This is a genomic window from Aquabacterium sp., from assembly GCF_016195855.1.
Lineage (GTDB): Bacteria > Pseudomonadota > Gammaproteobacteria > Burkholderiales > Burkholderiaceae_C > Aquabacterium.
This window is the reverse complement of the sequence record NZ_JACPYU010000003.1, coordinates 563,432-589,113: the sequence shown is the minus strand read 5'-3', so window position 1 is coordinate 589,113 and position 25,682 is coordinate 563,432. Positions and strand designations below refer to the sequence as shown.

Sequence of the window (25,682 nt, the reverse complement as noted above, 5' to 3'; positions counted from 1 at the left end):
TCGCGTGTGGCCAGGCACAGGGTGGCGCCGTGGCACAAGGCCATGATCCATTCCCAGGTGCAGGCGTCAAAGCTGAAGGAAGCAAATTGCAGGACGCGGCTGCCCGGGCCCACCTTGAAATACTGCTGTTGCCAGCTGGCAAGGTTCTGCAGGCCACCATGGGTCAACACCACGCCCTTGGGTTGGCCGGTGGAGCCGGAGGTGTAGATGACGTAGGCCGCGTCATTGGGCCCTGGGCGGCTGGGTGGCGTTGCTTGTGATGTGGTCACCGTTGCGGGCGCGGCGGACAGCACCACGATGTTGTCGTGATCAGTGTGATCGGCTTGTATCGGCCTGTGGCCGGGTGCCATGTCCTGGGCCAGTTCGCGCAGCGAGTCGTGTGTCAGCAGCAGTTGTGGCTGCGCGTCGTCCAGCATAAAGCGCAGGCGTGCTGCCGGGTAGCTGGGGTCCATGGGCAGGTAGGCGGCGCCAGCCTTGAGCGTGCCCAGCACGGCCACCAGCATCTCGATGCCGCGCGGCAGCAGCACGGCCACGATGCGGTCGGCTTGTGCGCCTTGTGCGCGCAGCGATTGGGCCAGGGTGTCGCTGCGGCGTTGCAGCTCGGCGTAGCTGATGGCCTGGCCATCAAAGGTGAGGGCACAGGCCAGGGGGTGTTGACGTGCCTGGTGGTCAAAGCGTTCGTGTACCAGCAAGTCAAGTGGGCTGGCCGTGTGCTCGGCGTGGTCTGGGCCTTGTGCCAAGCGGTGCAACTGCTGTTGGTCTGCCTGATCCAGCCAGGCCAGGGCGTGGCAAGGTTGATCGGGCGTGGCCTGGCCGATGGCTTGCAGCAACACGGTCCAGTGTTTCAACCAGCGCTGGATGGTGTCGGCGTTGAACAGCTCGCTCGCGTATTCCAGCGCGCCGACGACATCGCCATCGTGTTCTTGCAGGCTGAGGGCCAGATCGAACTGGGTGTGTTGGGCGTCCACCTCCAGCGGGCTGACGCTCAGGCCCTCCAGGCTGCCGGATGCAGGCGGCGTGTTGTTCAGGCTGAACAGCACCTGGAAGACCGGCGCGTGGGCCAGGCTGCGCGGCGGCTGTATGGCATCGACGATCTGGTCAAAGGGCAGGTCCTGATGGGCATAGGCAGCCAGGGCACGGGTGCGCACGGTGCCCAGCCAGTTGCCCAGCGTGGCCTCATCCTGCAGTGGCACACGCAAGGGCAAGGTGTTGACGAAGAAGCCCACCAGCCCCTCCAGCTCTTGTCGAGGGCGGTTGGCCACGGGGGTGCCAATGACCACATCGTCCTGCCCGCTCAGGCGGCCCATGAGCAGGGCCCAGCTCGACAACAGCAGCATGTGCAGCGTCACGCCATGGCGTTGCGCCGCCTGCTGGAGCGCGGTGCGCAAGACCGGGCCGAGCGCAACGGCGGCGCGTTGGGCAACATGGCTGGGTTGGGCGGGGCGGGGTCTGTCCGTGGGCAGGGCCAGCAGCGCGGGGGCACCTGTCAGCGCCTCGCGCCAGAAGGTGGCCTGCTTGCTCAGGGTGTCGCCGCGGATGGAGCTGCGTTGCCAGGCTGCATAGTCGGCGTACTGGATGGGCAAGGGGGGCAGTGCGGCAGGCAGGCCTTGATGCTGCATGGCATACAGCTGCACCAGTTCGCGTACCACCACGCCCATGGACCAGCCGTCCGAGATGATGTGGTGCATGGCCACGAACAGCAGATGATGCTGTGGGCTCAGGCGGACCACGCAGCCACGCACCAGGGGGCCCTTGGCGAGATCGAATGGCTTGCTCAGCACGGCCTCGCGTGCCAGCCGCTCGGCTTGTTGCGCCTTGGTTTGCGGGTCGGTCGCCGCATCGGTGGCTTCATGTGGCGTAAGGCGTGGCGTCAGGTCCATGATGGCCAAGTCCAGGCCTGTGGCGGGCATCACACGCTGGGTGGCCTGGCCATCCACTGTGGGGAAAACCGTGCGCAGGGTTTCGTGCCGCTGGATCAGCGCGTCGAAAGCGGCTTGCAGGGCAGCCAGGTCCAGCTCGCCCTGCAGGCGCAGTGCCACCGGGATCACATAGGCAGAAGCCAGCCCCTCGATCTGATCGAGGAACCACAGGCGCTGCTGTGCCAGTGACAAGGGCAGGGGCTGCTGTCGATCAGCCTGCGGGATGAGGTCTGGCTGGGCCTTGTGCCAGGCCTCATTCCCTGCTTCATTCAGGCGCAGCTCGGCCACGGCCTGTGCCAGGCCGGCCAGCGTGGGCGCTTCGAAGACGCGGCGCAGTGGCAGCGCCACGCCCCATTGGTCACGTACACGGTTGACCAGTTGCACCGCCAGCAGGGAATGCCCACCCAGGTCGAAGAAGTGGTCGTCACGGCTCAGGCCACTGCGGTTGAGCAGGCTGGACCAGATGGCGGCCATGGCCTGCTCGATGCCTTCATGCGGGGCCTCGTGCGCCTGTTGTGCTGCACCAGTGCAATCAGGTGCGGGCAGGGCACGGCGGTCAAGCTTGCCGTTGGGGGTGAGTGGCCATGCGTTGATGGCGGCGATGGCGCTGGGCACCATGTACTCGGGCAGGCTGGTTTTGAGGTGGGCGCGCAGCGCGCTGGTGTCCGGCTCGGCCATGGGCGGCGTGCCGGACCAGGTCACATAGGCGACCAGGCGGCGTTGGCCGGGCTGGTCTTCGCGGGCGATGACCACGGCTTCCTTCACGCCGGGGTGCAGCAGCAGGCAGGCCTCGATGTCGCCGGGCTCAATGCGGAAGCCGCGGATCTTCACCTGCTGGTCATTGCGGCCCATGTAGTCGAGCACGCCCGGTGCGCGCCAGCGGCCCATGTCGCCCGTGCGATAGAGGGTGTGGCCGTCAACGGTCACAAAGCGTTCGCGGCTCAGGTCGGGACGATTCAGGTAGCCCAGGGCCACACCGGTGCCGCCGATGCAGATCTCGCCGACCACCCCCATGGGCAGGGGGCGCATGGCGTCATCCAGCACATGGATGTGGGTGCCGGCGATGGCATGGCCAATGGGCACGGTGGTGTCGGCATCGTCCACTGAATGGATCTCGTGGGCGGTGGCGAAGGTGGTGGTTTCGGTGGGGCCGTAGACGTGCAGCAGGTGGCGTGGCCGGCCATGTTGCAGGACATGCCGCACGGGGCCGGGGTCCAGGGTTTCGCCACCGAAGAGCAGGTAGTTCAAGCGTGCAAAGGCCGGCGCCAGCGTCTGCGCATGCAGGCTGAACAAGGCCGTGGTCATGAACATGACCGAGACACCGCTGTCCATCAGGGTGTGGCACAAGGCGGCTGGATTCAGGACGGTGTCGGCGTCGATCACGACCAGGCCCGCGCCATTGAGCAGGGCACCCCAGACCTCGAAGGTGGCGGCGTCGAAGGCGGGGTTGCTGATGTGAGCCACGCGGTCCTGCGGGCCGATGTGGGCATAGCCGTTGTCCACCGCCACGCGGGTGACACCGCGGTGCGGCACGACCACTCCCTTGGGTTGACCGGTGGAGCCGGAGGTGTACATCACGTAAGCGATGGCCTCGGTGCTGGACAGAGGACGCGGCTGGATCGAGCTTGGGCTGGCATCCATCGGGTGCTGTGCCAGGTGCGCCGCATGCCCGGCCATGTCGATCACCTCGCAGCCTGCCAGCACGGTATCTGGTGCGGGGTGGCTGGCAAGCACGATGCGTGCGCCGCAGTCACGCAGTATGAAGCGGGCGCGCTCGGCCGGGGTGTCCGTGGCGATGGGCACGTAGTAGGCCCCGGCCTTGAGCGTGGCCAGTTCGGCCACGACCATGTCCATGCCGCGCCCCATCCAGAGCGCGACGGCTTGCCCGGCGAACAGGCCCCGGCTTTGCAGGTGGTGTGCGAGCTGGTTGGCACGTGTGTCCAGCTCGGCATAGCTGTACTGGCGCGTGCCTTCGATGAGGGCGGTGGCTTGCGGGTGCAAGCGGGCTTGATGCTCGAACAGGGTGTGGATGGGCTGTTGATGCCGGCCCGTGGTGGCGGGGCCCTGGCCGGCCTGTTGCAGCCCTTGCTGATCGGCTTGGGACAGCACGGCCAGCGCGGCGGCGGGCGTATCCGGGGCTTGCGCAAGGGCTTGAGTGAGCGAGGCTAGCGCCTGCGACATGAAGGCCAGCAGGCGCTCGGCCAGGGTCTCGGCCATGGGCAGGTCCGCGGAGGGCTGTGCCTGCAGTGTCAAACGGAAGTCCTGCCCCAGGTCGTCCACTGACAGCGCAAAGGGGTAGTTGGTGCGCTCCTGGCTGGAGACCAGCTCGATGCCCTGCAGGGCCGAAGCGCCCGCCCCCAAGGGGGCTGCTGCGCTGTGGCGGTAGTTCATCACCGCAGTGAACAGGGGCAGGGTGCCGGGCACGCCGCTGCAACCCTGGGCCAGGGTGAGCGGGGCTTGTTCGTGGGCCAGCAGGGCCAGCAGCTCGGTGTGCACGGCTTGAACCAAGGAGGTGGCGCTGGCATGGGCCAGTTGCACGCGCAGGGGCAAGGTGTTGATGAACATGCCGATCACGCGGTCGGCGCCGGCGACACCTTGCAGGCGACCCGAGAGGATGCTGCCCAACACCAGGTCCTGACGGTTGCTGCAACGTGCGATCACCAGGCTCCACGCAGCGTGCATCAGCGCAGCGGGTCTGACCTGGCAGGCGAGGGCCTGTTCCCTGATCAGCCTGGCCAGTGGGGCAGGCAGTTGTTGTCGCGCCTCCTGCGGGCCCGCGTGGTGCGATGCGCTGGCGTGCACATCGGTGTGCCCGAACGGGGCGGTCGGCTCGTCCACATCGTGCAGCCTGTCGGTGAAGTAGCGGCGGGCTGCCTCTTGATGCGCCGGCTGCAGGGCGTGGGCAATGAAGTGGCGGTAGGGAACGGGTTTGGGCAAGCTCGCGGCCTGGCCGGCCAGATGGGCCTGCACCTCTTGCAGCACGATGTCTTGTGAAACGTGGTCGCTGACGATGTGGTGGACCTGGATGGCGACGTAGCACGGTGCGTCGGGCTTGTCGGGCGCATCGGGTGCCGCAGCGGCCAGCCAGATGCGCAACAAGGGCGCCTGCTCCAGGTCCATGTGCTGGGGGCTGCTCAGGGCTTGTTGCAGACGGGGCAGTGCATCCTCACCTGGGGCCAGGGGCAACGCGCACACGGGCAGGTCGGCATGGCGCCAGACGACCTGGACCGCGATGAGTGCTTTGTCGCCTGCCTGCGCCGGGGCACCTTGAGCGTCGGTGGCATCACGCAGAGCACGCCAGACGATGGCGGTGCGCAGCACGTCATGGCGCGCGATCACGCCCCGCAAGGCGCCGAGCAGGGCGTCCAGGTGGGCGCGGCTGTCCAGCTTCAGGATGGAGGGCAGGATGTAGGGGTCTTCCTGGGGTGCGGCTTCACCTGGTGTGCTCGCATACAGGTGATGAAAGAGGATGCCTTCCTGCAGGGGGGCCAGGGGGTAGATGTCCTGCACATTGGCGGCACCGCCCGGCACGGTGGCCACGATGCGGTCAATCTGTTGCTGCTGGAGCGCACACAGGTCGAGCATGTCCGGCGTGATGGCCTGGGCACCGAGGGGGATGAGACTGGTGCTGCTTTCAGTGCTGAACACGGGCCTGTCTGGCAGCGCTTGCAGGGCCACCGCCAGATCCGCCAGGCGCGCATGCTCGAACACCCGGCGCAAGGGCACCGCCCAGCCGGCCTGGCGCAGGCGCTCGATCAACTGCATCACCAGCAGGGAGTGGCCACCCAATGCAAAGAAGCTGTCCTGGCGGCCAACCGCATGACTGGGAGGCAGATGCAGCAAATCGGCCCAGATGCTGGCCAGCAGCTGTTCGCGTTCGTCGTGGGGCGCTTCAAACTGGTGGCTTGCAAAGGCCTGTGCATCAGGGGCGGGCAATGCACGCCGGTCGACCTTGCCGTTGGGTGACAAGGGCAGCACCGGCAGGAGGACCAGGGCGTGGGGCTGCATGTAGTCAGGCAGGCTACTGGCCAGCTCGGCCCGCAGCTTGTGCCGCACCTGTGCCGCGTCGCTTTGTTGGGCCCTTGGCACGACATAGGCCACCAGCTGGGATTCGCCTTCACCATCACCATTGGCGTTACCCAGGCGGCGCAAGGCGACAACCGCTTCGCGTACGCCCGGTGCCTGCATCAGGCGTGCTTCGATGTCGCCCAGCTCGATGCGGAAGCCCCGCAGCTTGACCTGGTCGTCGTTGCGCCCCAGGTGCTCGACGTCGCCTTGTGCGGTCCAGCGGCCCAGGTCGCCGGTGCGGTAGAGGCGCCTTTCGGGGCTATTGGCGCTGTTGGGGCTGCTGGGGTTGCCGGGGCTGGCGAGCGGGTCCACGATGAAGCGCGCGGCACTCAGCTCGGGCTGGCCCAGATAGCCTCGACCAAGCTGGGCGCCACCGATGTGGATCTCGCCCACGACGCCGATGGGCACGGGCCGCTGGTGTGCGTCGAGGATGCGGATGGTGGTGCCGGCAAGGGGCCGGCCGATGCTCACGGCATCGTGCGGCTGACGGCCCGCAGCGTTGGTGCTGTAGCGCGCGGGGACTTCGGCCACCGTGGCCACCACGGTGGTTTCGGTCGGGCCGTAGCTGTTGAGCAGCCTGGCGTGTTGGCCAAAGCGTGCTTGCCAGCGCTGCAGGGCCTGGGGCGTGGCAGCCTCACCGCCAATGACGACAAGGCGCCAGGGGGGCGCCACGCCAGTGTCAGGCGGATTGGCCGCGCCCAAGGGGGAGAGCAACTCGTCATCGCTGGCGGTGGCCAGCACGCGCCAATACGCTGTGGGCAGGGGCAGCACGCTCAAGCGATGTTGCACGCAGGCGGCCATGAAGTGGCGTGGCGAGGCCAGCATGTCCTCGCTGCGCAGGACCACGGTGGCGCCAACCGACAAGGGGGCAAAGATCTCTTCAACCGCGGCGTCGAAGCTGATGGAGGCAAACTGCAGCACCCGGTCTTGCGCACGAAGGCCATAGGCCTTGGCCGCTGCGTGCACGTAGGCCGAGAGGTTGCGGTGCTCGATCATCACCCCCTTGGGTTGCCCGGTGGAGCCCGAGGTGAAGATCACATAAGCCAGTTGCGCACCTTGAACCGGCGCGTGGGGCAGTGCGGGCTTGATGGCCGGAGCGGGGCTGCGCTGGTCGTGCAAGGCGATGAGTTGTGTGCCCAGCGCGCCCTGCTGGATCAACTGGGCCATGCGGTCTTGCGAACCCTGGTCGACCAGCATCCAGCGCGGGCGGGCTTGCATCAGCATCTGGCCCAGGCGTTGATCCGGATAGGCCGCATCCAGCGGGAGGTAGGCCCCACCGGCTTTGAGGATGGCCAGCAGCGCCACGATGAGCTGGGGTCTGCGCGCCACGCTCAGGCCCACGATCTGCTCGGGGCCGACGCCTGCTGCACGCAAGCGCGCGGCCAGTTGTTCGGCACGCTGGTCGAGTTCGCGGTAGCTCAGCGATGCGGTGGCCTGCTCGTCTGTGGCAGCGCTGACGGCCGGCGCGTCGGGCTGCAGCCTGGCCATGGCGGCGATCTGCTCATGGACCGGCACAAACGGGCTGGTCTGGGTGGGGGCCTGGAGCAGCAACTGCCGTTCTGCAATGGGGAGGATGTCGATGGCGGGCAGGGCGGTGCTGGTGCCGTGGCTGGCGTGCTTTTCCAGTGCCTGCGTCAACCCGGAGAGTGCGCTGACCATGTAGGCATTGAGCCGGCTTGCCTGCGGGGGCTGCTGCACTTCGGCAGACAAGGTGAAGCCTTGGCCCGTGTCGTCCACCGACAGTGACACAGGGTAGTGGCTGCGCTCCTGGCTGGCCAGCACCTCGATGCCGGCCCATGAGGGCGCCGCGTCAGCCGCCGTGCTGTGCCGGTAGTTGAGCATGGCCGTGAACAGGGGGGAGCCGGCTGGCACGCCGCTGCAGCGTTGTACGAGCGACAGAGGCGTTTGCTCGAAGCGCACGAGATCCAGCAGGGTGCGGTGGACCTGTTGAAGGGCATCGTGCACCGTGCCGCGAGAGGCCTCGGCCGTCAGCCTCATGGGCAGGGTGTTGACGAACAGGCCCAGCGTGCGCTGGGCACCCGCGCTGGTGGCCGCGTCATTGAGGCGCCCTGACATCACGCTGCCAAAGACCACGTCTTCGCGCGCGCTGCAGCGGCCCAGCACCAAGGCCCAGGCCAGATGGAAGAGGGCCGCCGGGCTCACGCCGTGGGTCTGGGCCGTCTGGCGCAAGCTGGCGGCCAGGGCCTCGTCCAGCGGGAGGGTGTGCTCGTTGATGGGGGCACCATGGCCTTGTGTGTCGAGCAGGCCAAAAGGCGCGCTGCACTCGGTGAAGTCACCCAGGCGAGACTGGAAGAAGGCCTGAGCCGCTGCCTCGTCGTCTTGCTGAAGGCTGTGGGCCACAAAGGCCTTGAACGAGGTGGGTGCAGGCAGCATCTCGCCTTGATTCGTCATCAGCGCGGCCACTTCGCTCAGCACCACCTCAAGCGAGATGTGGTCGCAGACGATGTGATGCAGTTGCAGCAGCAGGTAGCGCGGGCCTGCTTCGCCCGATGTGGTTTGCAGTTGCTGCAGCTTGATCAAGGGGGCCTGACGCAGGTCCATGTGCAGGCGCTCGACGGCCATGCAGGAAGCGATCTGATCAGGCAAGGGTGCTGGCGCGTTCAGGTGCACCTGCTCGATGGCCAGGGATGCCTGGCGCCAGACAACCTGCATGGCCTGGGGCAGGTCTTGCCAGGCCATGGCGGTGCGCAGGGCCTCGTGGCGGTTGACCACCGCTTGCAGGGCCACGAAGAATCGATCGAGCGTAGCCTGGTCGTGCAGCTTCAGGGCCACGGGCAGGATGTAGGCATCACCCGTGTCGGCGCTGAGCTGGTGATGAAAGAGCATGCCTTCCTGCAGGGCCGTCAGCGGGTAGATGTCCTGCACATTGGCTGCACCACCCGGCACACTGGCCACCAGCGTGTCAATCTGGGCCTGGCTGAGTGCGGTCAGCGGCAGCATGTCAGGTGTGATGCGGGTGCTGCCACCGGGGATGGCGCGCAGCAGGCCGGGTGGCAAGGCGTGCGAGCCCGCGTCATGCGCTTGCGTGGCCATGGCCTGTGCCAGTTCGCGCAGGCTGGGCGAGGCAAACACCATGTGCACGCTGGCCCGCAGGCCCAGGCGGCCCAGGGCCTCGATCATCTGCATCACCAGCAGGGAGTGGCCACCCAGGTCGAAGAAGCTGTCGTGGCGGCTGATGTGCTCGCGCTCCAGCAGCGTGCCCCATACCTTGGCCAGGGCGATCTCGATCTGGCCTTCGGGGGCTTCAAAGGTGGACGGGGTGTCTGCCGTGTCCAGGGGCGCGGGTGGCGGCAAGGCCTGGCGGTCCAGCTTGCCGTTGGGGGTGTGAGGCAACTGGTCCAGCACGACGATGGCGGCGGGCAGCATGTGCTCGGGCAGCATGGTCTTGAGTTGCTGGCGAAGGGTGTCGGGCCCATATGGCGCGCCCTCGTCAAGATCCCTTGTTGCGTCTGCGACATAAGCGACATAGGCCACGAGCCGCTTCTGGCCGGGCCGGTCTTCCCGCACCAGCACGGCGGCTTCACGCACGCCATTGCAACGCAGCAGCTGGCCTTCGATCTCACCCAACTCGATGCGAAAGCCCCGCAGCTTGACCTGGTCGTCACACCGGCCCTTGTAGTCCAGGCTGCCATCGGCTCGCCAGCAGGCCAGGTCACCGGTGCGGTACAAGCGCTCCGGCCAGGCTTGAGGTGAGCCGGTGACGAAGCGTTCGGCGGTCAGGGCCTCACGCCCCAGGTAGCCGCGCGCCAGCCCGATGCCACCGATGTAGATCTCGCCCACAACCCCCATGGCCACAGGGCGTAAGGCCTCATCGAGTACATGCAGGCGGGTATTGCGCAAGGGGTGGCCGATGCTGAGGGTGGTGGGCGCAAGCGCTGCATCTACCGGCTCTGGCGGCAAGGTGCAGGTGTGCAGCGTGACGCACACCGAGGCTTCGGTGGGGCCATAGGCGTTGACCACGCGCAAACCGGCGCGCAGGTAGGGCTCGATCACCGCGGCCTGACAGGCTTCGCCTCCGACGATCAGGGTCTGCAGCTGATCGCCGCCGCGGCCCAGGGGGGCAGCCGCCAGTGCCGAGGGCGACAGCAGGACATGGGTGATGCCACGCGCCTGCAGCGTGGCCTGAAGAGGGGCCCCAGGCAAAAGGGCTTCCCGGCTGGCCAGGTGCAGGCTGGCACCGGTGGTGAGCGCCATGATCCATTCCCAGGCGCAGGCGTCGAAGCTCGGTGAGGCGAATTGCAGCACACGGCTGTCGGGCGTCAAGCCCAGCGGTTCGATCGAGGCGTGCGCCAGGTTGCACAGGCCACGGTGGCTCACCATCACACCCTTGGGCTTGCCGGTCGATCCCGAGGTGTAGATCACGTAGGCGAGCTCGTCTTCGGACCGGCGTGGTGTGGCTTGATCAGCGGGCGAACAGGGGGTGGGCTCGGCGGGCTGCGTGTTGTCATCAAGCAGCAGGACCTGGGCGGCCTTGCCTGCGTCCACACCCTCGAGCAGGTGCCGCAGGCTGTGCTGCGTGACGATGACCTGCGGTTGCGCATCCGACACCATATAGGCCAGGCGTGCGGCAGGGTAGGCCGGGTCCAGCGGCAGATAAGCGGCACCGGCCTTGAGTGCGGCCAGCACGGCCACGAACACCTCGGGGCGGCGCTCCAGCAGGATGGCCACCAGGCCTTGCGCTGCCAGGCCCTGTTGCCGCAGGGACGCGGCCATGGCCGTGGCGAGCGCATCCAGTTCGGCATAGCTCAGTGTGCCTTCGTCAGACACCAGCGCGGGTGCATGGGGGGTTCGCCTGACCTGGGCCTCGAACAGTTGCTCCAGACGGGCTGGGGGCAGGGCGAGTGGCGGTGCATTGAAGGCCCGCAGTTGTTCAAGCTGCGTAGGAGACAGCCAGGCCAGCGCGCGCCAGCTCAAGTTGCTGTGCGGATCACGCTGATCATGAAAGGTGATGTCGTCGAGCAGCGTCAGGAAACTGTCGATCCAGCGTTGGATGGTGCCGGGCTCGAACAAGGTGGTGGCGTACTCGACGGCGCCGACCAGGGCACCGCGTTCTTCACGCAGGGTCAGGTTCAGGTCAAAGGGGGAGCCCAGGCGGGGCAGGTCGATGGTGCTCAAGGTGAGCTCGCCCAGCTTGAGCGCGGCGTGCGGGGTGTTCTGGAGGTTGAGCGTGGTCTGGAAGACCGGGCTATGGCTGAGGCTGCGCGTGGGTGTGATGGCTTCCACGACGCGGTCAAAGGGCAGGTCCTGATGGGCCAGCGCGGCCAGTGTCTGGCTGCGTGCCTGGGCCAGCACGGCACCCAGGTTGTCGTGCGGTGTGAGTTGCAGGCGCAAGGCCAGCATGTTGACAAAGCAGCCCACCACGCCTTCCAGCTCAGGGTGCGATCGGTTGGCCACCGGTGTGCCGACGAGCACATCACGCTGGCCGCTCAGGCGGGACATCAGCATGGCCCATGCCGCCAGCAGCACCATGTACAGCGTGGCGTCGTGGCGCGTCGCCAGCGCTTGCAGCTTCGCGGTGAGCGGGGCGGGCACCACCAGGCTGATCAGGTCACCCGCATGGCTTTGAACGGCGGGGCGAGGGTGGTCTGTTGGCAGGTCCAGCAGGGCCGGGGCGCCGGCCAGTGCGGCTTGCCAGAAGGCCAGTTGCTCGGCCATGAGCGCGTCGGCCTGCATGCCCTGTTGCCAGTGGGCATAGTCTGCGTACTGGATGCGCAAGGGGGGCAGGGCGGCCTGTTCACCCGCCAGCGCGGCGGCGTACAACTGGGCCAGCTCGCGCGTCAGCACACCCAGTGACCAGCCGTCTGCCACGATGTGGTGCATGGCCAGAAGCAGGACGTGCTCCGTGCCGGAGACCTCGATCAGGCGGGCGCGCACGAGCGGCCCATGGGCCAGATCGAACGGGGCCTGGATGGCTGGGCCATGCAGGCTCAGCAGTTGGGCCAGATCAGGCTGATCCTGCCCGGCCTGCACGTGCTCGATGTGCAGAGAAGCGGGCGCGGCCAGGTGTTGAACCGGCACGCCATCCACCATGGTGAAGCGGGCGCGCAGGGCTTCGTGGCGTGTCAACAAGGCATCCAGGCTGGCCTGCAAGGCCGCATCTTGCGTGGCACCCCAAGGGCCCTGCATGTGCAGCGCCAGTGGCAGCACATAAGCGGCAGCGGCGCCAGGGAACTGATCGAGGAACCACATGCGCTGTTGTGACCAGGACAGCGGCATGGCCTCGCTTCTGCCCATGGGCTCGATGGTGGGGGCCTGGATGATCGGGTCTGACGTGGTTGATGGTGAGCCAGGCTGTGCGTCGATGTGCGCGTCGATCCAGGCCGCCATGGCCTCCAGCGTGGGCGTATCAAAGACCTGCCTCAAAGGCATGGCCAGGCCAAAGTGCTGGCGCACACGGGCCACGAGCTGCACCGTGCGCAGCGAATGGCCACCCAGATCAAAGAAGTGCGCCTGCCTGCCCGCTTGCAGCTCGGGTGCCAGGGCCAGCACGTCTGTCCACAGCGTGAACAAGCGGGTTTCAGTCGGGGTCAGGGGCGTGTTGTCGTGACCGGTGGCGCCGCCGTGCAGATGGGGCGCGGGCAAGGCCCGGCGGTCCACTTTGCCGTTGGGGGTCAGCGGCCAGGCAGGCAAGGCCATGACGAGGGCCGGCACCATGTAGGCCGGCAGCTCGGCACGCAGGGCATCGCGCAAGGCGGCGGTGTCGGGCAGGGGGGCGCCGGGTGGGGCGGTGACATAGGCCACCAGTTGCGGGTCTTGGCGTGCGTCCCGGTGCAGAAGGACCAGGCTTTCGTGCACATGGGGGCACTGCGTCAGGCGGAACTCGATTTCGCCCAACTCGATGCGAAAGCCCCGCAGCTTGACCTGTTGGTCGAGGCGGCCCAGGAATTCAAGCTGGCCGTCCGGCCGCCAGCGGCCCAGGTCGCCGCTGCGGTAGAGCCGTTGGCCACCTCGTGTCGGGGCGCGCACGAAGCGCTCGGCGCTCAAGTCTTCACGCCCCAGATAGCCCAGGGCCACGCCTTCGCCGCCGATGCAGATTTCACCGGCCACCCCGATGGGCACGGGCTGCAAGTGGGCGTCCAGCACGTGGATCTGCGTGTTGGCAATCGGCTGGCCGATGGGCACCGTGGCCAGAGGCCTGGTGCCAGCAGATGCCGGCTGCCAGGTGTGCATGCTGGCACAGACGGTGGCTTCGCTGGGCCCATAGGCATTGATGAAGCACCGACCCGTGGCCCAGCGCTGGGCCAGCGCGGGGGGGCAGGCCTCACCGGCCACGATGACGGTTTGCAGATCAGGCAGGGGGGCGTCGGCGTCCATGGCCGCAAGGGCCACGGGTGGCAAGGTGACGTGGCTGATGGCCTGTTGACGCAGCAGCGTCTGCAGTGGCTCACCGGGCATGACCTCGTCCTGCGTGGCCAGGTGCAGCGTGGCGCCATGCGTGAGCGCCATCACCCATTCCCAGGCACAGGCATCAAAGCCATAGGCCGCGAACTGCAGCACCCGGTGGCCGGGGCCGATCTGGAGCGCCTGCCCTTGTGCGGCCGACAGGTTGCACAGCCCGCGGTGGGTGACCATGACCCCCTTGGGCCGGCCGGTGGAGCCCGATGTGTAGACGATGTAGGCGAGCTGATCGGGGGTGGGGCGTGTGCGTGGTGACGAGGGGCCAGTGGCCCTGGGCGATGCACCAAGGGCATCGACCCAGAACGTTTGCCATGCCGTGTTGGTGCTGTGGGCTGCGGCCTCATCCAGGCGCGATGCCAGGCTGCATTGGCTGATCACGATGCCGGGTTGGGCATCCTCCAGCATCAGGCCCATGCGTGATGCGGGGTAGCTCGGGTCGATGGCCAGGTAGGCTGCGCCGGCCTTGAGCACGGCCAGCTTGGTGATGAAGGCCTCGGGGCCACGGGCCAGCAGGAGGCCGACCACGGCCGGTACGTCGCTTGCCAGTGCATCGAGCGCAGGCCGCAGTGCGCGGGCCAGTTCATCTGCCCGCGTATTGAGCTGGGCGTAACTCAGGCACTGCGCGCCGAAGCGCAGCGCAGGTGCGTCGGGTGTGCGTGTGGCCTGCTCCTCGAACAGCTCGTGGATCAGCGCCTGATCCCGGTAGGGCGAAGGCGGCGGGTTGAAGGCCTGCAGTTGCTGGCGTTCGGCCTCGGGCAGCACGGACGCATGCGGCAGGTTGGCCGCATCGCCTTTCAGCGTGTCGTTTAGCGTGTCGTTCAGCCCATCGATCAGATTCTGCAGGGCGGTGAGCATGTAGCCGGCCATGCGCGCGGGTGCCACACCGTCGAGCGCATCGGGGGTGCTGGGCACACGGGTCTGGGTACTCAGCATGAAGCCCTCGCCCAGGTCGTCCACCAGCAGGGCCAGGGGGTAGTTGCTGCGCTCTTCGCTGCGCAGCAAGCTCATGCCACCCAGGCGTGGGGCCAGCACCGCCTCCAGGGTGTGGCGGTAGTTCAGCACGGCGCTGAACAGGGGGGTGCCAGCAGGCAGGGCCGAACAGCGCAGGGCCTCGACCAGCGGCGTCTGCTCATGGGGCAGGAGCGCCAGCAGTTGCTGATGCACAGCGTGCACCAGCGCGGCCGCCGAGGGCTGCTGGCCAAGCGCCATGCGCAAGGGCAGGGTGTTGATGAACAGGCCCATGGCGCGGTCCACGCCCGCCACGGCATGCGGGGTGTGCAGCCCTTGCAGGCGCCCGGACAGCACGGTGCCCAAGCTCACGTCGTCACGGCCGCTGCAGGCCCCGATCACCCAGGCCCAGGCGGCATGGAACAAGGCGGCGGGCGTCACACCCAGACGGCGGGCGTGTGCGCGCAAGGCCCTGGCCATGGGGGCGTCTAGCGCCACGCGGTGTTCTTCAATGCGGCCCTCGTCACCTGGCATCAGGCTCAGGCCAAAGGGCAGGGTGGCTTCGTCGATGTCGCCCAATGTGTGGCGGAAGAAGTCGTGTGCGCCTTCGTCGCCTTGCAAGGCCCTCGCCTGTGCCACAAAGCCCCGATAGGGTACAGCCGGGGGCAGTGTGGCGGCCGCTTCGTGCAAAGGCTTGTCTGCGTCAGCCAGCAAGGTCTGCAGCTCCTGCAGCAGGATCTCTTGCGAGACGTGGTCGCAGATGAGGTGGTGCATCTGCAGGACGACGCGCCAGCGCGCTTCGCAGTCGTTGCCGGCGGGGTTCTGCTCGTCCAGGTGCGCGCAATCTGGCGGCAAAGCGGTGTGGGGTGGCACAAGCCGCGCACGGCCCAATGGGGCGCGGTCCAGTGGCAGCAGGCCGGGGTCCATGGCGGATGCGTAGACCGGCAGCCGCGCGGCACGCCAGACCACCTGCATGGGCTGAGGCAAGCCCTGCCAGACGATGGCGGTGCGCAGCACGTCGTGCCGATCGACCAGGACCTGAACGGCGTCCAGGAAGCGGTCGAGCTGGGCCCGGCTGTCTGCCGCGAAGACCATGGGCAGGAGGTAGCCGTCGCGAGCCTGAGCGTGTGCGCCGTGTGCTTCGCCATCCATCAAGCGGTGAAAGAGCAGACCTTCCTGCAAGGGGGCGAGCGGGTAGATGTCCTGCACCTGCGTTGCCCCGCCTGGCACGGCCGATACGATCACATCAAGATCGGACTGTGTGAGCCCCGCCGCGCTGGCCAGTGGCACCATGTCCGGCGTGATGCGGGTGCACGCCATCGGCACCAGGCTGAGGGACAGGTCCGTGCTGGGGGCGCTTGCGATGGGGCTCGCTGTGCGGGCCAGATCGGCGAGGGTGTGGGCGGCCAGCACATCCCGCACCTGCACGGACCAGCCTTGCTGCCGCAGGCGTTCGGCCATCTGCACCACCAGCAGCGAATGGCCACCCAGATCAAAGAAGCGATCGTGGCGGCTGATGTGCGCCACACCCAGCAGGGACGACCAGATGGCTGCCAGAGCCTGTTCAACAGGGCCGATCGGGGACTCAAAGCCTGCGTCGGATGCGCCTGCATGGCCCATCGAATCGGCAGGGTGATCACCTTGTGACAAGAGCGGCGCCAGGGCTTTGCGGTCCACCTTGCCGCTCGCGCTCAGGGGCAGGCCATCCAGCAGGACGATGGACGAGGGCACCATGTGCTCGGGCAAGCTCTGCTTGAGTTGGGCCTTCAGGCTGTGGGCGTCTTGTGGCGCAGTGAACCCGGGCGGGTGAAGCGCCACAAAGGCCACCAGGCGCTGTTGGCCGTTCGCACCTTTGTCTGCCAGCACGGTGGCTTCACGCACACCAGGCAGGGCGCGCAGGGCTGTTTCGATTTCACCGGGTTCGATGCGAAAGCCGCGCACCTTGACTTGCTGGTCATTGCGGCCCAGGTAGTCGATGCTGCCGTCTGCGCGCCAACGGCCCAGATCGCCTGTGCGATACAGGCGGGCGCCTGGTTGTGGCGCATCGGGGTCGGGCACAAAGCGCTCGGCGGTGAGCTCAGGGCGGTTGAGGTAGCCGCGCGCCACGCCGATGCCACCGATGCAGATTTCACCGGCCACCCCTGGCGGGACCGGGCGCATGCGTTCATCCAGGATGCGCACGCGTGTGCCAGGCAAGGGGCGCCCAATGGGCAAGGCCGCTGCGCCAGGCTCCGCGTGGTTCGCTTCGCCGGCCAGTACATGCACGCTGACACACACGGATGCTTCCGTCGGCCCGTAGGCATTGACGAAACGGGGCACGTGGGCGTACTGGCGTGCCAGCTCGACGGGGCAGACATCACCGCCGGCGATCAGCGTTTGAAGGCTGGCCGCAGCTTCGCCCAGAGGCCAGGCGCTCATCACGGCAGGCGAGAGCAACACGTGTGTGATGGCCAGCCGGCGCAAGGTGTGCTGCAGCGGCGCGCCAGGCAGCAGCTCGGCCTGCTCGGCCAGGTGCAGGCTGGCGCCGGTGCCTAGTGCCATCAGCCACTCCCACACCGAGGCGTCGAAGCTGAAGGACGCGTACTGCAGCACGCGTGCGTGGTCATGCAGACCCAGCGGTGCCAGCGAGGCGCGTAACAGATTGCATGCGCCGCGGTGTTCGATCATCACCCCCTTGGGCTGGCCGGTCGAGCCAGAGGTGTAGATCACATAGGCCAGGTTGGAGGGCTGGACGCCGGTCTCTTCGGCCCGGAGCGCGCGCGCGTCTTGCGATGCCAGGGCTTCAAGGGTGGCCGTGTCATCGAGGTTCACGATGCGGCAGTTGGGCCGCTTGGGCATGGTGTCGGGCAAGGCCGCACTCAAGGCCACGGTACTTTGGCTCAAGAGCAGCACCGCAGGGCAGGCATCTTGCAGCATGTAGCTGATGCGCTCGACCGGGTAGGTGGGGTCGATGGGCAGGTAGGCGCCACCGGCCTTGAGGGTGGCAAGCAGGCCGATCACCATGTCGGGGCCACGCTCTACCGCGATGGCCACCAGGCAGTCGGGCCGCACACCCTGCTCGCGCAGCAGGCGGGCCAGGCGGTTGGCCTGTGCATCCAGCTCGCCATAACACCAGCTGCGTTCGCCATGTGTCAGCGCCAGCGCGTGGGGGCGGCGGCGCGCCTGGACTTCAAACCAGCCATGCGTCAGCCAGGGTGTGAGGCTGTGCTGTGCCAGATGAGACTGGGCCGAGGGCCGGCCTTCCGACCAGCTTTGCAGCAGCGCGTGCATGGTGGGTGGCAGGATGTCCAGCTCGTCCGCGTACAGGGCGTAATGCGTCCCATCCAGGGCGTTCAACAGCACCTCGATGGCTTGCTCGAAGCAGGCGTTGACGTGCGCTGCATCGGCAGGTGAACGGGTCTGGGTGCTCAGGCTGATGCCGCTTTGGCCGTAGTCGTCAACCGACACGGTCAGTGGGTAGTTGGTGCGCTCCTGGCTGGCGATCACGCGCATGCCGTCCAGCGCGGCCAGGCCCTCGACCTCGCCCGCGCTGTGTCGGTAGTTCAGCACCGCGCTGAACAGCGGCTGGTCCGGCGGCAGGGCGCTGCAGCGTTGGGCCAGTGCCAAAGAGGCGTGTTCGTGCGTGACCAGCTCGAGCAGGTCAGCGTGTGTTTGGCGCACCAGCGTGTGCACATCCTGATCGACCATGTTCACGCGCACGGGCAAGGTGTTCACGAACAGGCCCAGGGCGTGGGCTGCCGAGCCCGCTTGAAGCCGGCCGGACAGCACACTGCCAAAGACCACATCACCCCTTTGGGCACGGCTGCCACCCGCGCAGCGGGCCACGACCAGTGCCCAGGCCACATGCACCAGCGCCGCCACACCTACGCCGAGTGAGCGTGCCTGCTGGCGCAATTGGGTTACGCGGGCATCGGGCAACTGCAGGCGCGCTTCACTGAGCCCCACGCCATCGCCGTGCACATCGGCCAGCTCAAAGGGTGTGCAGGGTTCGTCCACCTCACCCAGGCGCCGGCGGAAATAGGCTTGTGCCGCGGCTTCGTGGGTGGGCGAGCGGGTCTGGGCCACAAAGGCGCTGTAGGCCATGGCCTGCGGCAAGGTGTGGCCAAGGCCTGCCATGCAGGTGGCGACCTCGCGCAGCACCAACTCCAGCGAGACGTGGTCGCACACGATGTGGTGCACGCTGAGCAACAGGATGCTGGGGCCCGAGGTGGCCGCGCCATCGGCGTGCCACTGCGCTGGTGCGGCTTGCAGGCGCATCAGAGGGGCCTGGTCCAGCGCGATGCGCGTGGCAGCCGGGTCCATCAGGGCCCGCATCTGATCGATCCCGCTCTGCCCACATTCATGCGGCGACTGGATGGCGGCTTGCTCCAGCACCAGCGGCGCTTCACGCCACACCACCTGAACGGGCTCGGGCAGATCGGACCAGGCCAGCGCCGTGCGCAGCACATCGTGCCTGGCCACCACCTCACGCAGCGCATCCACAAAAGCAAGCAGGCGCGTGGGTGTGTCGAAGCTCAGGAGCAGGGGCAGGACGTAGGCGTCACCGGCATCGGGGTGCAGCAAACGGTGGAACAGCATGCCCTGCTGCACGGGCACCAGCGGGTAGATATGCTGCACATTGGCAGCGCCGCCGGGCACGCGCTCGACCAGCGTGTCGATCTGGGCCTGTTGCCAGGACAGCAGGGGCTGCAGCCTGTCTGGCGTGATGTGCGTGCAGCCCGCAGGAATGGGGGCGCTGGCCACCTGGTGGGCGTCAAGGTGTGGCGTGGTGATGCACTCGGCCAGCTCAGCCAGATCGCGTGCGGCAAAGATGCTGCGCACCTCAACGGCCATCTGCATCGCACGCAGGCGGTCCATCATCTGCACGACCAGCAGCGAATGCCCGCCCAGGTCGAAGAAGTTGTCGTGACGTTGGATGTGCGGGATGTGCAGCAGATCGGCCCAGATCGCGGCCAGTGCGGTTTCCACCGGGCCCAGAGGCGATCCTGCCTGGTCACGCGCCGCGCCTTGCACCGCAGGCAGCCGCGTGCGATCGAGTTTGCCATTAGGGGTCAGGGGCAGGGCATCCAGCACGATCACACCGGATGGCAGCATGTGCTCGGGCAAGTCGGCACGCAGGGCCTTCTTGAGCGCACCGGCGTCCAAGGCGGTATGCCCGGTGACATAGGCCAGCAAGCGCGGGGGGCGGGCCTCGTCATCCACCAGCGCCACGGCCTCCCGCACACCGGCTTGCTTCATCAGCGCCGCCTGGACTTCACCCAGTTCGATGCGGAACCCGCGCAGCTTGACCTGGTGGTCATTGCGGCCCAGGTACACGATGCTGCCGTCTTCGCGCCAGCGGCCAAGGTCCCCTGTGCGGTACAGGTGGCTGCCCGCGGCGCCAAAGGGATGGGGCACAAAGCGTTCGGCTGTGAGGCCCGGGCGGTGCAGGTAGCCCAGCGCCACACCCGCGCCGCCAATGTAGATCTCGCCGCAGATGCCCAGGCCAGCGGGCCGCAGGTGGGCGTCCAGGATGTAGAGCTGTGTGTGCGGCAGTGGCCGGCCAATGGGCACCAGGCCCGCCTCGTGCGGCTGGCACTCATGGCTGGTGGCGCACACGGTGGCCTCGGTGGGGCCGTACAGGTTGACCAGCCGACGCCTACGCGCCGGATCGGCCCACAGGCGCGCCAGCCCAGGCGGGCAGGCTTCGCCGCCGACGCACAGGACGCGCAGGGCATCCAGCCCTTCGTGTGTGGGCATCATGCTCACGGCCACGGGGGGCAAGAGTGCATGGGTGATGCGGCCAGTCTGCAAGGTGTTGTACAGCACCTGACCGGGCAGCAGGGCTTCACGCTCTGCCAGCACCAGGCAGGCACCGGCACCCCAGGCCAGCAGGCATTCCCAGATGCTGGCGTCAAAGCTGATGGAGGCAAATTGCAGCACCCGGCTTTCAGGCGTGGCGCCCAGATCGGCTTGCTGAACGGTGGCCAGATTGGCCAGGCTGGCATGGCTCACCAGCACGCCCTTGGGGGTGCCGGTGGAGCCCGAGGTGTAGATGGCGTAGGCCGGATCAGTGCCTGACAGGCCGAGCGCGTGTGCATCGAGGTTGTGGTCCGGGCAGGCGGCCCACGCCGCCTGACAGGCGTCCACATCGAGCACTGGCACATCCGAGGCCCAGGCCTGCAGTTGCAAGCCCTGCGCCGTGAGGATCAGGCGCATGCGGCTGTCGCTCACCATGTGCGCCAGGCGCTGGTCGGGGTAGGCCGGGTCCAGCGGGACATAGGCTGCGCCGGCTTTCAGGATGGCCAGCAGCCCGATCACCATTGCGGGGCTGCGCGGCATGCACAGGCCGACCACGTCACCACGTGCCACGCCTTGTTGACGCAGGAGGTGCGCCCATTGGTTGGTCTGCTGATTGAGTTGGCCGTAGCTCAGGCGCTGGCCGCCCATGTCAAGGGCGGGCGCCTCAGGCCTGATCACGGCCTGCTCCTCCACGAGTTGATGAACCAGGATCTGACGTGACGCAGGTGCCGGGCAGGCGTTGAATTGCCGGAGCACGCGCGCGGACTCTTCATCTGGCAGTGCGCTGAGCGTGCTCATTGGCGCCAGCGGCGTGTTGTCGAGCGCCTGTGTCAACACATCCAGGGCATGGGCCATCCAGCGGTTGCAGCGCGCAGCGAGCTCATCGTGCCCGTTGGGCGTGTTGGGCGTGTTGGCGCTGGCCTGCGCACGCAGCACAAAGTCACCCCCCAGGTCATCCACGGACATGACCAGCGGGTAGTTGCTGCGCTCCTGCGCCGACAGCACCGTGATGCCCGGTGCCAGTTCGGTGTTGGCCTCGATGGCGCCTTGCACCTGTTGATGGCGCACATTGAGCACCGAGGTGAACAGGGGGGTGCCAGCGGGGATTGCGCTGCAGCGCTGGGCGAGGGCCAGCGGGGCATGGTCGTGCGCAAGCAGGGCCAGCAGCTCCTTTTGCACACCGGCCACCGCCTCAGGTGCGGTGATGCCCGACAGGCGCAGGCGAAGCGGCAAGGTGTTGATGAACGCCCCCACCGTGCTGGCCGCAGCCTGGCCATGCAGGCGCCCACTGAGCACGGTGCCAAAGACCACGTCATCGCGCCCACTGGCTTGTGCGACCACCATGCCCCAGGCCACATGCATCAAGGCGGCTGGCACCACGCTGTGGCGACGAGCCTGCTTGAGCAGGCGCTCGGACAGGGCATGCGGCAAGTGCTGCACGGCTTCCACCACATCGCTGCCATCGCCGTGCACATCCAGCAGGCCAAAGGGCGAGGTCGGCTCGTCCACATCGGCAAGCCTGGCCGTGAAGAAGGGCTCGTCCAGGCCGTTGGCGCTCAAGGCGCGTGCGCGCGCCACGAAGTCCCGGTAGGGCGTGGCAGCAGGCAATTCGGCGGCCTCGTCCTGGATGAAGGCCCGCAGTTCATCGCGCACCAGCTGCAGGGACTGGTTGTCGTCCACCAGGTGGTGCAGGTAGAGGATGGCGTAGACGGCGTGGCCAGCATCAGTGGCATCGGGCATGGTTGCCAGCTCGACCCGCATCAGCGGCGCCTGGCTCAGGTCCATGTGGAGGCGCTGTGGGGCCATGCGCGCATGCAATTGGGCCGCCACGTCCAGGTGCGGGTCCAGCACCAGCTCGTGCACCGGCAGCGTCACCTCGCGCATCACCACCTGGACGGCTTGCGGCAGCCCTTGCCAGATCACGGCCGTGCGCAGGGCGTCGTGGCGCGCGAGCACCCGCTGCAAGGCCACGAGCAGGGCCTGCTGTTGCGCGGGGCCATCCAGGCGCAACAGCATGGGCATCACATATGGGTCACCGTGCAAGGGGCGGCCGTCCTGACCGCGCGCCAGGCTGACGTGGTGAAACAGCATGCCGTCCTGCAGCGGCGCCAGCGGGTAGATGTCCTGCACGCGCGCGGCATCGCCACCAATGGCCTGGACGATGTGGTCGATGGCCTCTTGTGTCAGGTCGATCAGGGGCAGCATGCCCGGCGTGATGTGCGTGCAAGCGGGCGGGATGCCTGATGGTGGCGGGGCATGCGGCGGTGCATCTGTTTCGCGCCCGGCACGCGCTGTCAACGCTTGCGCGAATCGGGCCAGCGTGGGCGCTTCAAACACCATGCGCATGTCGGCCTGCCAGCCCATGGCCCGCAAGCGCTCGCCCAGGCGGATGGCCAGCAGCGAGTGGCCCCCCAGGTCAAAGAAGTTGTCGTGGCGCCCGACCGCGTCAACGCCCAGCAGCGCGCACCATGCCGTGGCAATCGCCCCTTCCAGGTCACCTTGCGGTGCTTCGAAGGCCTCGCGTGCGAGGTCGGCATCGGTGGGGGCGGGCAACGCCTTGCGGTCCAGCTTGCCATTGGCATTGAGTGGCAGGGCGGGCAGCAGCACCAGCGCACTGGGCACCATGTGCGCAGGCAGGGCCGTGCGCAGCATGGTGCGCAAGCCGTTCAACAAGGCTTCGCGCTGGGTGCCCGCATCGGATGCCGGCACCACATAGGCCAACAGGCGCAGGGCATCCGGCATGTCCACGTCCTGGGCGGCAGAAACCGCTTGTGCCACCACCACCGCATCGCGTACCTGCGGGTGCTTGAGCAGGTGGTGCTCGATCTCGCCCAGCTCCACACGCTGGCCACGCACCTTGACCTGGTGGTCGTTGCGGCCCAGGTAGTCGATGGCGCCATCCGCGCGCCAGCAGCCGATGTCACCGGTCTGGTAGAGCCGGGCGTCGGGCGCATCACAAAAGGGATCAGGCACAAAGCGCTCGGCGCTCAGATCGGGGCGGCCGAGGTAGCCGCGTGCCACGCCCACGCCACCAATGTGGATCTCGCCGGGGACGCCGATGGGCATGGCTTGGCCCAGGGCGTCCAGGATGTGGATGCGGATGTTGTCGATGGGCTTGCCGATGGGAACGCGTGGCACTCTCTGCACATGCGGTGCGCCGGCCTGAGGCTCGCCGGGGGTGGCCACATCCAGGCTACAGGTCCAGGCTGTCACGTCAATGGCCGCTTCTGTGGGGCCATAGAGGTTGTGCAGCTGCGCGCCGGGCAGGCGCTCCAGCGCCAGTTCCTGCAAAGCCCATGGCAGGGCCTCGCCACTGCAGATCACGCGGCGCAGGCTGGGGCAGCGCCCCGGGCCCAGTTCGGCCAGGAAGGCCTGCAGCATGGAGGGCACGAAGTGCAGCGTGGTGATCCCGCGGGCTTCGATCAGTTGCGCCAGATAGGCGGGATCCTGGTGCCCACCGGGCCTGGCCATCACCAGCTGCGCCCCGGCGATCAAGGGCCAGAAGAACTCCCACACCGACACGTCAAAGCCGTAAGGGGTCTTTTGCAGGACCAGATCATCGGCCTGCAAGGGGTAGGCCTTCTGCATCCACTGCAGGCGGTTCACCACACCGCGGTGCTCGTTCATCACGCCCTTGGGGCGGCCAGTTGAGCCGGAGGTGAAGATGACGTAGGCCAGGCTGCGCGCGTTGAATGCGCCGCTTGCCTTGTGTACGGGCCCTGCTGCCTGGTCGGCCTCCAAGGCGGGATCCAGCAGCAGCACGGGGCAGTTGCCCGCTGGCCACGTGTGAACCCATGCCGGCTGCGCCACGATCAGGTTGGGCGAGACTTCGGCGATCAGTTCGGCCAATCGCTCGCGCGGGTGATGGGGGTCTAGCGGCACGTAGGCGGCACCGGCCTTCAGCACGGCCAGCAGCGCCGTCACCATCTCGACGCTGCGCTCCATCACCAGGGCCACCAGGGTATCGGCGCGCACGCCGGCTGCCTGCATGCGGCCAGCCAGTTGCTCGGCCCGTGCATCAAGCTCGGCGTAACTCAGTTGCTGTTCATCGCAGATCAGGGCAAGGCGCTCAGGGTGCAAGGCAACACGCTGCTCGAACAACTGGTGGATGCCGACATGCGCATCAAACGGTGCGTCGGTGTCATTGAAGCGTGCCAGCAGCGCGGCTTCGTCTGGCGGGATGAGGGGCAGCTGCGCGATGGGCCCGGCGTAGCCATCCAGCACGGCGTCGCAGGCTGTCTGCATGCGGCCGATCAGCCTGGCCACCTCGCCGTCGTCCAGGTGAGCCCGGTTGAACACGCACTCGATCAGCAGGCCGTCGTCGTGGTGGTAGTCCTTGGCGGCGATGGCCAGGGGCGTGTGTTCATGGCCGTTGTGCAGCGTCCAGAAGCGCGGGCGGGCCTCGCCCATGCGCACATCCGCGTCGAAGGACTCATACGAGAAGCTCACATCGAAGAGCTGGCGCCTGCCGCTGGCGCTCAACTGCGTCACACGGTTGATGTCGGCAATGGGCAGGCGCTGGTGGCGCAGGCAATGCCGCAACTCGTCGGCCACGGCCTGCATCTGGGCGGCAAAGCTGCGGTTCAGGTCCGTGCGCACGCCAACCGGGTTCATCGAGGCGAACATGCCGATGGTCTGGCGCTGCTGCGGCGTGGTGCGGTTGTGAACGGGCACCCCGATCACGATCTCTTCAACCGCGTGCAGGCGTGACAGGCAGGTGTGAAGCAGTGCCAGCCAGAAGTGCGGCACCGTGAGGCCCAGCGCATCGGCATGGTCGGCCACGCGTTCGCAGACGGGGCGCGGCATGCGCCAGATCTGCTTGCCACTGCCCAGCGCCGAGCCATTGATAGCCATGTAACGAGGGGGCAAAAGGGCGGGGGGCAAGGCGGCATGGCGCTGTTGCCAGAAGGCCAGATCCCGCTCGTGTCGGGGTGATGCGGCATAGGCCTGCTCGGCGTCCAGCAAGGCCCGGTAGGACGGTGCGGGCGCCGTGTCCAGCGCCTGACCCGACAGCAAGCGGTTGTACGTGTCGATGATGGCGGCGCCGGCCATCGGTACACCGTAGCCATCGATGATGAGGTGGTGGTAGCGGTGCATCCACAGGTAGCCGCCATCGGCATACCGAACCAGCAACATGTCCCATGGCCGCACCCGTGCCTGCAGTGGCACGGGGCTGCCGAAGGTGTGCTGCACGAAGGCCAGCGCCTGGTCCCGTGTGGTGTGCGGGCCGCGCATGTCCACCACAGGCAGGGCCACGTCCACGGTGTCCAGCACCTGTAGACGCGGCGTGGCACCTGCCTCTGCTGGGTCCTGGCTGGGCACCATGCGCAGGGCGTCGTGGCGCTGCGCCACATGCGTCACCGCCTGCCTGAGCCGCTCGACATCCAGCTCGCCCTGGATGTCCACACACATGCCGATCTGGTAGCAGGGCAGGCCCGGGCTCACCATCTGATCCAGCCAGATGACGCGCTGCACCATCGACAAAGGGATCAAGGCGCGCGTTTCGGAACCAGCTTCCCCTGCGAAATCGACAACAAAACCATTCAT

General features: G+C 67.6%; 1 protein-coding gene (cut by a window edge). It reads right to left on the bottom strand.

Annotated elements, in window-relative coordinates; translation table 11 throughout:
- Positions 1-25,682 carry the 5' portion of a non-ribosomal peptide synthetase gene (locus HY019_RS04105; RefSeq protein WP_290688560.1) on the bottom strand. The gene continues 2,992 nt to the left of window position 1, outside the view, so the window shows 25,682 of its 28,674 coding nt (coding positions 1-25,682); its start codon is at positions 25,680-25,682; its stop codon lies off the left edge, out of view.